The organism is Mesorhizobium sp. LNHC252B00 (assembly GCF_000502955.1).
Taxonomy (GTDB): domain Bacteria; phylum Pseudomonadota; class Alphaproteobacteria; order Rhizobiales; family Rhizobiaceae; genus Mesorhizobium.
Genome location: NZ_AYWO01000003.1, coordinates 172,097 through 183,416, shown reverse-complemented (window position 1 = coordinate 183,416; position 11,320 = coordinate 172,097). Strand labels below are relative to the sequence as shown.

The window sequence follows — 11,320 nt, the reverse complement described above, 5'->3', positions numbered from 1 at the left end:
GATGGGGCAGGCCGCATCGCCCCCTTTTCAGGGAAGATGTGGGCAAGGAAGAGTATGGACGCCAAAGTCATTTCCAAGGCTAAGCTCCCCAGCCGCCATGTGACCGTCGGTCCGGCGCGGGCGCCGCACCGTTCCTATCTCTACGCAATGGGCTTGTCGGCAGCCGAGATCGCGCAGCCGCTGGTCGGCGTCGCATCCTGCTGGAACGAGGCGGCCCCCTGCAACATCTCGCTGATGCGCCAGGCGCAGGTGGTCAAGAAGGGCGTTGCGGCCGCCAATGGCACGCCGCGCGAATTCTGCACCATCACCGTCACCGATGGCATCGCCATGGGTCACCAGGGCATGAAGTCGTCGCTGGTGTCGCGCGAGGTCATAGCCGATTCAGTCGAACTCACCATGCGCGGCCATTGCTATGACGCGTTGGTTGGGCTGGCCGGCTGCGACAAGTCGCTGCCCGGCATGATGATGGCCATGGTGCGGCTCAACGTGCCGTCGATCTTCATCTATGGCGGTTCGATCCTGCCCGGCAGCTACCGCGGCCGCCCCATCACCGTGCAGGATGTGTTCGAGGCGGTCGGCCAACATTCGGTCGGCAAGATCGATGATGCCGAACTTCTCGAAATCGAACAGGCGGCCTGTCCGTCGGCTGGCTCCTGTGGCGCCCAGTTCACCGCCAACACCATGGCCACCGTCGCCGAAGCGATCGGCCTGGCGTTGCCCTATTCCTGTGGCGCGCCGGCGCCGTACGAAATGCGAGATCGTTTCAATTTCGCTTCGGGCGAAAAAATCATGGAGTTGATCGCGAAAAATATCCGGCCGCGCGACATCGTCACGCTGAAGGCACTGGAAAATGCGGCGACCGTGGTTTCGGCCACCGGCGGCTCGACCAACGCAGCACTGCATCTGCCGGCGATCGCACACGAGGCCGGCATCAAGTTCGACCTGTTCGACGTGGCGAAGATCTTCGAGAAGACGCCTTACATCGCCGACCTCAAGCCGGGCGGCAAATATGTCGCCAAGGACATGTTCGAGGCCGGCGGCATCCCGCTGTTGATGAAGACATTGCTCGACCACGGCTATCTGCACGGTGACTGCCTGACCGTGACTGGCCGCACTTTGGCCGAAAATATGGAGCACGTTGCCTGGAATGAACACCAGGATGTGGTCCGCCCGGCCAACACACCCATTACCCAAACCGGCGGTGTCGTTGGGTTGAAGGGAAACCTCGCCCCCGAAGGCGCGATCGTCAAAGTCGCCGGCATGTCGGAGCTGAAGTTCTCCGGCCCGGCACGCTGTTTCGATTCGGAAGAGGAATGTTTCGAGGCGGTAACGCATCGCAACTACAGGGAAGGCGAGGTTCTCGTCATTCGCTACGAAGGGCCGCGCGGCGGCCCCGGCATGCGCGAAATGCTGTCGACGACGGCAGCGCTCTATGGCCAGGGCATGGGCGGCAAGGTGGCGCTGATCACCGACGGGCGCTTCTCGGGCGCGACGCGCGGTTTCTGCATCGGCCATGTCGGGCCGGAGGCAGCGGTGGGCGGTCCGATCGGGCTGCTCAGGAATGGCGACGTGATCTCGATCGACGCGGTGAACGGCACGATCGATGTGGCGTTATCCCAAAGCGAACTGGCGGCGAGGGCGAAGACGTGGAAGGCGCGCAAGACCGACTATCAGTCGGGCGCGATATGGAAATATGCACAGACGGTGGGGCCGGCGCGCGATGGCGCGGTGACCCATCCGGGCGGTGCGAAAGAAACACATTGCTATGCGGACATCTGAGTTGTTGAGGTCGTCTGTCTTTTCGGCACTGGTCGTGGCTGCCACTTTTGGCGCGACCTTTGGCGCCGTGGGCCAGGCCATGGCCTTCGATGACAAGGTGTTCGACGACAAGACCGGCGTGAAGCCGCAGTCGAGCCCGTGGGCGGTGTTCCAGTTCGGCTTCTCCGCCTACAAGAACGGACACAAGGAACAGGCTGCCGAGGCCTACAAATATGCCGCCGAAAACGGCCAGATCGGCGCCACCTGGAAGCTTGCCCGCATGTATGCGGAAGGCGACGGCGTGGCGCGCGACGACTATGAGGCGTTCAAGTTCTTCTCGGAGATCGTCGACCAGGATGTCGAGCCCGGCTCGCCCGAGGAAAGCTATGTCTCCGATGCGCTGGTGGCGCTCGGCGACTATCTGCGCAAGGGCATTCCCGGCAGTCCGGTCACCGAGAACGAGGTGGCCGCTCAGGAATATTACATGCGCGCCGCCGCCAACTACCGCAATCCGAACGCGCAGTTCGAGATGGGGCAGATGTTCCTGAAGGGCGAGGGCGGCGTGAAGGCCAGTGTCAAGCAGGCTGGGCGCTGGTTCCAACTCGCCGCCGAGAAGGGCCATGCCGGCGCGCAGGCGACATTGGGCCACCTGCTGTTCCAGAGCGGCAAGATCGTTCGCGGCCTGGCGATGATGACGGCTGCGCTCGAACGCGCTTCGCCGGCCGATCAGCCCTGGATACGCGGCATGCAGGAGGAGGCATTTGCCACCGCCGGCGAAGCCGACCGCCGCACCGCGATCTCGCTGGCGGACGATATCCTCACCAAGGGCAGCAACTCGGACCAGTAGGCGCTGCTGCCGCCTGTCGGAATCAGTTCTCGGTCGGCTCCGTCGGCACCATGCTGGGCGCGGGCGTCGAGATCGGTGTGGCATGCAGGTGCGGCGCCATCGTGTTTGCGGGGCAGTTGTCGCCGACCTTCGTCCACGAGGTGTTGTTGAGCACCATGTCGCAGCGGGCAAGATGGCTCTGGCCGGCAAGCGTCAGGCAGGCGACCTGGCCAAGCTGGTAGGATTTTCCATTGGCCAGGCATTCCTGATCGGCAAGCGCCGCGGCAGGAGCGGCCATGGCAAATGCCAGGCCGATCGGACAAAGATGAAATCGTATGGTCATAGAATCCCAGCCGCCATGCTGACCAAGCAATGAACGGCGCGAAATGTGGCGATATGAGGGTTAGCGCCGTCAGGCTGGCTGGAGCGCGAGATCGATCGCCACCGGGACGTGATCGGACGGCTTTTCCCAGGCGCGGACATGCTTTTCGATCATGGCCGATGAGAACCGGTTGGCGGCTTCCGGCGACAAAAGCAGATGGTCGATGCGGATGCCGTTGTTCTTCTGCCAGGCGCCGGCCTGATAGTCCCAAAACGTATAGGCGTCAGTCGCGTCGGTGACTGCGCGCACCGCCTCGGTGAACCCAAGGTTGAGTAGCCGGCGGAAGGCTTGCCGCGTCTGCGGCTGGAACAGCGCATCGCCCAGCCAGTTCTCCGGAAACCGCGCGTCGATCGGCTCGGGGATAACGTTGTAGTCGCCGGCCAGCACAAGCGCCTCTTCGAGCTTCAGGCGCTCTTCAGCCCAGCGCTCCAGACGTGCCATCCAGGATAGCTTGTAGGAGAACTTCTTCTCGTCATCGATCGGATTGCCGTTCGGCAGATAGAGCGACGCTACGCGCAGCGCGCCCTTGTCCGTCGAGAAAACGCCTTCGATGAAACGCGCCTGCTCGTCGGCATCGTCGCCGGGCAGGCCCCTGACAACTTCGTCGAAGCGCAACTTCGACAGGATGGCGACGCCATTGAAACCCTTCTGGCCATAGGTTTCGACATTGTAGCCAAGCGCCTCGATCTCGGCGCGCGGGAACTGCTCGTCGACCGTCTTGATCTCCTGCAGGCAGGCGATATCGGGCGCGCTTTCGGTCAGCCAATGAGTCAGGTTGCCGATGCGGGCGCGCACGCCGTTGATGTTCCAGGTGACGATTTTCATAACGGTTCCGATGCTGCTCAGTTGGGGTCTTGCGGCGGATGGCGTTCGACGAGCCCGATCGTATTGCCGGCCGGGTCCTTTAGGAAGGCCATCCATTCGGTTTCCCCAGCTGGGCCGAACTGGCCCTCGCTGTCACGATGGACAAGCGTCGGCGTCGCTGTGAAGGGGACGCCGGCCGCCGCCGCCGAGGCGTGGAAATCGTCGAGACCCGATATGTCGAGATAAACTGTCCCTGCCGGTATGCCGTCGGTGAACAACAGCCTGATATCGCCGGCCATGATAAACGCGATGCCGGGCGGATCGAAGCGCGCATGCAGGTTCATGCCCAGTACGTCGCGCCAAAAGGCTAGCGTGGCGTCGAGGTCGCGGCCAGCCGCCAGCGCGATCTGACGGACCGCGCCGATGGCAGGCATTCTATATGGAAAAGCTCGTGCCGCAGCCGCAGGAGGCGACTGCGTTCGGATTTCGGATCTGGAACGACTGGCCCATCAAATCATCGACGAAATCGATCACCGAACCGCCCATATAGACCAGCGACAGATCGTCGATCAGCACCGTGGCGCCATCCTTCTCGATGGCGACGTCATCGTCGTTGCGCGTGTCGACCAGATCGAACTTGTAGGAAAAGCCGGAGCAACCGCCGCCTTCGACGGAAACGCGCAGCGCCGTCTTGCCCGCCTCACCCGAGACAATCTTTGCGATCCGCTTGGCGGCGGCCTCGGTCATGTCGACTTTCATGGCAGTCTTGGCATCCGCGCCCATCGGCGTCACCTTGCTTTCGGTTTCACATGATAGGTATGAAGCGCGAGGGGCCAAGTCAACCAGGCTCAAATTATCTGGACCAAGTCAACTGCGGCGGCATCAGCCATGACCAATGAGTTGGGCGACATCGGATTTGGTTATCGGCCACGCGCGGCCTATGCCTGCGATCCGGCAAAGTCGCGCGGACGGCTTTTCGACGAGGTGGAGAGCCCGACCCGCACGCCGTTCCAGCGCGACCGTGACCGCATCATCCACTCGACGGCCTTCCGCCGTCTCAAGCACAAGACGCAGGTGTTCATCGCCCATGAAGGCGACCATTACCGCACTCGGCTGACCCATTCGATCGAAGTGGCGCAGATCGCGCGCGCTTTGGCACGAGCGCTGCGCGGCGATGAGGATCTCGCCGAGGCGGTGGCTCTGGTGCATGATTTCGGCCATACGCCCTTCGGCCACACCGGCGAGGACGCGCTGAACGAGAAGATGGCCGCCTGGGGTGGTTTCGACCACAATGCGCAATCGCTGCGCATCGTGACGAGGCTGGAGGCGCGCTATGCCGAATTCGATGGGCTCAACCTGACCTGGGAAACGCTGGAAGGCCTGGTCAAGCACAATGGACCGCTGACGGATGCCGACGGTCAAGGCCTGAAAGGGCGGGTGCCGCAGGCGATCCGTGATTATTCCGAGCTGCACGACCTCGAACTGGACCGGTTTGCCGGCATCGAGGCGCAATGCGCTGCGATCGCCGACGACATCGCCTACAACACGCACGATATCGACGATGGCCTGAGAGCAGGGCTGCTGACGCTGGATATGCTGGAGACGGTTTCGCTGCCCGGAACCATTCTGAAAGGTGTGCGCACACGCTATCCCTCTCTTGATGACGTACGCACCGGCCATGAGCTGATGCGGCGGCAGATCACCGCCATGGTCGAGGATGTTATCGTCTCCACCACTGCCAATCTGGAGCGCATCAGGCCACGGAACGCCGATGCCGTGAGAGCGGCTGGCGAGACGATGGTGACTTTCTCGGCCGAAATGGCCGCCTTCGAGAAAGAACTGAAGGCCTTTCTCTACAAGCATCTTTATCGGCACGCGGAAGTCATGCGTGTGCGCGCGGACGCCGAGCGGATCGTCAACGATCTGTTCGACGCCTATTTCGCCGATCCGCGCGCCATGCCGGACGGCTGGCGCGAGGGACTGGATCGGGCCGCCGTTCGCATCAAGGCGCGCAGCGTTGCTGATTTTCTGGCGGGTATGACCGACACCTATGCGCTCAAGGAACATCGGCGTTTGTTTGACCATACGCCGGAATTGAGCTAGGGCGGGCTCGATTTTGCCGGCCAACGAGCCGGATTCCCTGTAAAGCCACCAGAGCCATTCCCATGAATATCTTCGCCGACTTCACCGCGCGAATCATAAAAGCTGTCGAAGCGCTTGATTTGAAAGACAGTAATGGCGTTTCGCCGGATCTGTCGCGCATTGCCGTCGAGCCGCCGCGCGACGCCAGCCATGGCGACCTGGCGACCAATGCGGCAATGGTGCTGGCCAAGCCGACCGGCCAGAACCCGCGCGCGCTGGCCGAGAAATTGGCGCAAGCGCTGCGTGACGACAAGGATGTCGCCGCCACCGAAGTGGCTGGCCCTGGCTTCGTCAATCTCCGGCTCAAGGACGGCTTTTGGCAGGTGCATCTGACCGCCTTGCTTGGCGAAGGCCGCAACTATGGCCGCTCGACGATTGGCGCTGGCAGGAAGACCAACGTCGAATATGTCTCGGCCAATCCGACAGGGCCGATGCACGTCGGCCATTGCAGGGGCGCTGTCGTTGGCGACGCGCTGGCCAACCTGATGGCCTTTGCCGGCTACGACGTGACCAAGGAATACGTCATCAACGATGCCGGCTCGCAGATCGACGTGCTCGGTCGCTCCGCATTCCTGCGGTACCGCGAAGCGCTCGGCGAGGACATCGGCGAAATACCTCCCGGTCTCTATCCCGGCGATTACCTTGTCCCTGTCGGGCAGACGCTGGCCAAGGAGTTTGGCCGCTCTTTGCTGCAGATGCCGGACGACGAGGCGCTCGCCATTGTCAAGGACCGCACCATCGATGCGATGATGGCGATGATCCGCGAGGATCTGGCGATGCTCAACGTGCATCACGACGTGTTCTTCTCCGAGCGCACGCTGCACGCCGACAATGCCAGGAAGATCCGCTCGGCGATAAACGATTTGACGCTGAAGGGCCACATCTACAAGGGCAAATTGCCGCCGCCCAAGGGCGAGAAGCCTGATGATTGGGAGGACCGCGAGCAGACGCTGTTCCGCTCGACCGCGGTCGGCGACGACATGGACCGGGCGCTGGTCAAGTCGGACGGCTCCTTCACCTATTTCGCCGCCGATGTCGCCTATCTCAAGGACAAGGTCGATCGCGGCTTCGTCGACCTGATCTATGTGCTCGGCGCCGACCATGGCGGCTATGTCAAGCGACTGGAAGCGCTGGCGCGGGCGATTGCCGGCGACGAGGTGAAGCTCACCGTGCTGCTTTGCCAATTGGTGAAGCTGTTTCGCGACGGCGAGCCGGTGCGCATGTCGAAGCGGTCCGGCGATTTCGTGACGCTGCGCGAAGTGGTGGAGGAGGTCGGCCGAGACGCGATCCGCTTCATGATGCTCTACCGCAAGAACGACGCGCCGCTGGATTTCGATTTCGCCAAGGTGACCGAGCAGTCCAAGGACAATCCGGTGTTCTATGTGCAGTACGCTTCGGCGCGCTGCCATTCGGTATTCAGGCAGGCGAGCGAGCAACTGGGCGAGGCTAATTTCGATCGCAACAGCCTCGCGTCCGCCGTGGCTTTGCTGGCCGACGAGGGCGAAATCGGCCTGATCCGCAAGCTTGCCGAATATCCCCGCCTGATCGAGTCGGCCGCACTTGCGCTCGAGCCCCATCGGCTGGCATTCTACCTTTATGATCTGGCCTCCAGCTTCCACGGACACTGGAACCGTGGCACGGATAATCCCGACTTACGTTTTGTTAAGGTTAACGACCGACAATTGACGCATGCCAGACTAGGGCTGGTGCAGGCTGTTTCAGACGTTTTGACGTCCGGCCTGACGCTGATCGGAGCCGCCGCGCCCACCGAAATGCGTTAGGTTTGACTAAATAACCTGTCACCTTTTGCCCACATTGCGCTGGTAAGGGCCAACCCTACGCGACGTCCATGGCGTCCGAATGAGTGCGAGTTCGGGAACAATAATGGCAGACAGAACCCAGCTGAGAGTAGCCGACAACAACGACATCGCCGACGATGATCCGTTCGCGGAACTGACCAGGATCATGGGGTTCGACCCGCGCCAGCCGGTCAAGCCGCAGTCGCCCGCCCAGCCGAAAGCCCCAGCCGCCGATCATGCGGCGGAAGAGGGCGATTTCGATATCGATCTCGAGAAGGAAATGATGGCCGAATTCGGCGCTGACGACAGCGACGCCGTTCCGGTTGCCGAGGTCCATGAGCGGACTTCCGAACAGCCTGCGTTCGAAACGGCTGAGGCCGTCGCAACGGACGACGAGTTCTCGGTTTCGCTCGACGACGATTTCCATCTGGACATGGCTGACGTCGACGACCAAGCTACCGGCTCCAGCCAATCGGGCGCTGCCGAAGCCGCACCGTCCGTCGAGCCGGCTTTCGACGCCGATTTCGGCAATGCCGTCGCCAGTTCGCTTGAGGATGTCTCGCCCTTCGAGGACGATCAGCCGATGGCGGACGAGTTTGCCGCGTCGCTCGACCATGACTTCCGGATTGACGAGGAAGCTGAAGAGGTCCAGCACGCTGTTGACGACGCGCCTGCTGCCGAGACGGCCGCCTCCGATCATGAATTCGACGATGTGATTGCGATCTCGCTCGAAGACGAGCTGATGCTCGACGACCATTCGGTGATGGAACAGGCCCACAGGGCTGCCGATCCCGTCGAGTACCCCATGCCGGAGCAGGCTGCTGCGCCTGACGGTCAGGCCCCCGACGAAAATTTTGCCTCCGACGAAAATCTTGCCAGCCATCTCGACGACGGCATGGCAGATGTCGACATGGATTTTGACGTTCGCGCTGACGAGCCGGTCGCATCCGAGGAGCCGGAAGCGCATGATATGCTTGCCGATAGCGCGGATGCGCAGGGCGAGACGCCCAGCGCTGAAGCAGGGTCGGATGATGCTTTCGACCTGAATTTCGACGACACGTTTGCCGAAACAGTCGAAGAACCGGCCACTGAGTTTGTCGCCGCTCCGGTCCAGCCGGTGGCGCCAGACGTCATCGCAGCCGAGCCGGAGCAAACCCCGATCGAGGACGAACGGAGCCTGGAAGACGAGTTGAATGCGCTGCTGGGCGCCATGACCGCGCGCTCGGCGCCTGTAGCCAAGGAGGAGCCGGTCATGGCTCAGCCGGCTGTCGCCGCGCAGTCGCCTGTCGCCGAGGCTGCAGAGACCACCGAGGAGCCGGCCGATGTTGTCGGTGAGCTCGACTGGGATCTTGACGAACCCGCTCCTGAGGAGCCTAACCACCTCGGCACCGCCCAGGCGGCCGATGCCGATGTCGACGATCTTTTGCATGATGAACCTGAAGATCGGGATCCGGGCTCGGAGGCTGCCGGACATGGTGATGTCGATTTCGACGATGACGCCTTCGACGCGGCCTTTGCCAAAAGCCTGGACCCGCGTGATGCGTCCGCTTCCCGGGACAATTCGACGGATTCTCTCGATTGGCCGGCGGAGCGTTCCACGCCGCCCGAGCCAGTCCGTTCGTGGAGCCGCGTGACGCCGGTTCCGCAACAGCCCTCATTTAGCGCTCAGCCTCCGGTTGGTGGTCAGCCGGCCGCTTCGATGGCACCCATGACCACAGCCTCGGCGGTCGCCGGGGTGACGTCCTACCGTTCGGCCGAGCCGGTCGAAACTGTCGCCCCTGTATCCGCGCCGCAATCGCGCCAGTCAGCGCGTTACGAAGACATGCCCGATGTCGAGACTGTCGATGTGCCCGAGCGTGTCGTGGCGCTGGCGGACGATCTCGACATTCCGGAACTGCATTTCGAGGATGATCAGCCGGCGTCACCTGGCTATGACGATCTCGACGCCGAGTTCTCCAGCCTTCTCTCCGAGATGAACGCGGTGGAGGTCGCTCCCGCCGCCGCGAGCTACGTGGCGTCTTACGAAGATGATTCTTACGCCGCGGGTTTCAAGCCGGGTTATGACACAGCCAAGCAGGGCTATGACAGCGCGAAGCCGGGCTATGACAGCGTCAAGCCGGGCTATGACAGGGCCAAGCCGGGCTATGACAGGGCCTCGCTGGGTTATGAGCCGGAAGCGCGGACCTATGCGGCGCGGCCCATGGAAGTGTCTGCCCGCACGGCGGCGCCTACAGGTTATGCCGATGCCGCCGACGGCTTCGATCTCGACAGTCTGCCCGGCAATCAGCCGGCTTCACAGGCGGACGATTTCACCGTCGACGAACTCGACTACGATCCCGAACTCAATGAGGCGATGGCTGTTCCGGGCCTCGGCGAGCGTGAGGCCGCAAGGCCTTCGCGCGGACGTGGCCTGCTCATCGCCGCGATTGTCGGTGGGGTGGCGGTCGCAGGCGGCCTTGGCGCCTTTGCGCTGTCTTTCGGCGGCAAGGGCGGTAGTGAAGCGCCCGTGATCGTTAAGGCCGACAACGCGCCGATCAAGGTCAAGCCGGAGAATCCGGGCGGGGCCGTGGTACCGAACCAGGACAACAAGGTCTATGACGCGGTCAGGGGTGCGAAGCCCGCCGAGCCGGTCCAGGAGAAACTGGTTACCAACACCGAAGACCCGGTAGACGTACAGGCGAAGGATCCGAGCCGCGCCATCGATCTTTCGCCGGACCAGAACGCCGGCGCCGCAGTCGCCATCGGACCCGATGACGGCAACGCCGCGCCGACCGCCGGTGCCGCTTCGGCCGACAACACAGCGCCCGCGCCCAAGTCCGAGGATCGCATCGCGCAGGTGCTGCAGGATGCCGACAAAGGTACCAACGCCGATGTCGTTGCCGTTGCGCCGCGCAAGGTGAGGACCATGGTGGTCAAGTCGGATGGTTCGCTGGTGCCGCGTGAGGATCCGGCGCCGGCCGCACCGCAAGTGGCCGCAACCGAGCCGGTCGACCCGGCGCCGCAGCATGTTGCGCCGTTGGCGAAGGCCGATGCGGACCAGACCGGCACTGTGGCGCCCGCCGCCGCCCAGGCAGATGATGGGCCGGCTCTCAAACCGGTGGCTGCAGCGCCGGTGGCGGCAGCGCCGGTAGCGACAGCCAAGCCCAAGGCTGAGGCCAAGGCGCAGTCCGCCAACACGCCGACCAAGGTTCCGGTCGCGCCGCAGCGTCCGTCCGACCAGCCGGTTGATGTCGTCGGCGAGGTCAAGCCCGATCAGGTCGCGTCCATCGATCCGGCGTCGACCGCGACCGGCGGCGGCTCGTGGTCGATGCAGATTGCTTCACAGCCGACGGTCGAGAGCGCCCAGTCCAGCTATCAGGATCTGCAGCGCCGCTATGGCAGCGTGCTCGGCGGTCGTACCGCCAACATCGTCAAGGCCGAGATCGCCGGCAAGGGCACGTTCTACCGCGTGCGCGTTCCGGCCCAGTCGCGCAATGATGCGATCAATTTGTGCACCAGCTACAAGGCCGCCGGCGGCAACTGCTTCGTCTCGCGCTAGAGCCGGAGCCAACCAATTGAAAAAGCCGGCGCGGTGACCGCGCCGGCTTTTTCATGGGGAAAGCAGATCTG

The 11,320-nt window shown here is 63.1% G+C and carries 9 protein-coding genes; 5 read left to right on the top strand and 4 right to left on the bottom strand.

What is annotated here, in order from left to right; all coding sequences use genetic code 11:
- Nucleotides 1-54: 54 nt before the first annotated feature.
- Nucleotides 55-1,779 (top strand): dihydroxy-acid dehydratase, encoded by a 1,725-nt coding sequence (ilvD, locus tag X744_RS164370; protein ID WP_023757633.1) that lies wholly within the window; start codon nt 55-57, stop codon nt 1,777-1,779.
- A complete protein-coding gene (locus X744_RS164375) occupies nt 1,766-2,605 on the top strand; it encodes a tetratricopeptide repeat protein (RefSeq protein WP_023757632.1) in 840 nt (279 codons plus the stop codon). Before ilvD ends, X744_RS164375 begins: the two co-directional genes overlap by 14 nt.
- Nucleotides 2,606-2,627: 22 nt before the next feature.
- Here X744_RS164375 and X744_RS164380 read toward each other — a convergent pair whose 3' ends face one another.
- From X744_RS164380 to erpA, 4 genes are all read right to left on the bottom strand, one after another.
- The gene (locus X744_RS164380; RefSeq protein WP_023757631.1) at nt 2,628-2,927 is read right to left on the bottom strand and encodes a hypothetical protein; all 300 of its coding nucleotides are present in this window, start codon (nt 2,925-2,927) and stop codon (nt 2,628-2,630) included.
- Between the two features lie 69 nt (nt 2,928-2,996).
- Nucleotides 2,997-3,791 (bottom strand): exodeoxyribonuclease III, encoded by a 795-nt coding sequence (xth, locus tag X744_RS164385; protein WP_023757630.1) that lies wholly within the window; start codon nt 3,789-3,791, stop codon nt 2,997-2,999.
- A gap of 17 nt (nt 3,792-3,808) precedes the next feature.
- The gene (locus tag X744_RS164390) at nt 3,809-4,204 is read right to left on the bottom strand and encodes a VOC family protein (RefSeq protein ID WP_023757629.1); all 396 of its coding nucleotides are present in this window, start codon (nt 4,202-4,204) and stop codon (nt 3,809-3,811) included.
- 1 nt (nt 4,205) lies between these two features.
- The gene (erpA, locus tag X744_RS164395) at nt 4,206-4,553 is read right to left on the bottom strand and encodes an iron-sulfur cluster insertion protein ErpA (protein ID WP_031259639.1); all 348 of its coding nucleotides are present in this window, start codon (nt 4,551-4,553) and stop codon (nt 4,206-4,208) included.
- Nucleotides 4,554-4,658: 105 nt separating this feature from the next.
- Here erpA and X744_RS164400 point away from each other — a divergent pair, with 105 nt between their 5' ends.
- From X744_RS164400 to X744_RS164410, 3 genes are all read left to right on the top strand, one after another.
- Nucleotides 4,659-5,873: a deoxyguanosinetriphosphate triphosphohydrolase gene (locus X744_RS164400; protein ID WP_023757627.1), complete on the top strand. Its 1,215-nt coding sequence runs from the start codon at nt 4,659-4,661 to the stop codon at nt 5,871-5,873.
- Nucleotides 5,874-5,935: 62 nt separating this feature from the next.
- Nucleotides 5,936-7,693 carry an arginine--tRNA ligase gene (gene argS, locus X744_RS164405; protein ID WP_023757626.1) on the top strand — a complete coding sequence of 586 codons (1,758 nt, stop codon included), beginning with the start codon at nt 5,936-5,938 and terminating at the stop codon, nt 7,691-7,693.
- 103 nt (nt 7,694-7,796) lie between these two features.
- Entirely contained in the window at nt 7,797-11,249 is a 3,453-nt protein-coding gene (locus X744_RS164410) for an SPOR domain-containing protein (RefSeq protein WP_023757625.1), read from the top strand.
- The last annotated feature ends 71 nt before the right edge of the window (nt 11,250-11,320 follow it).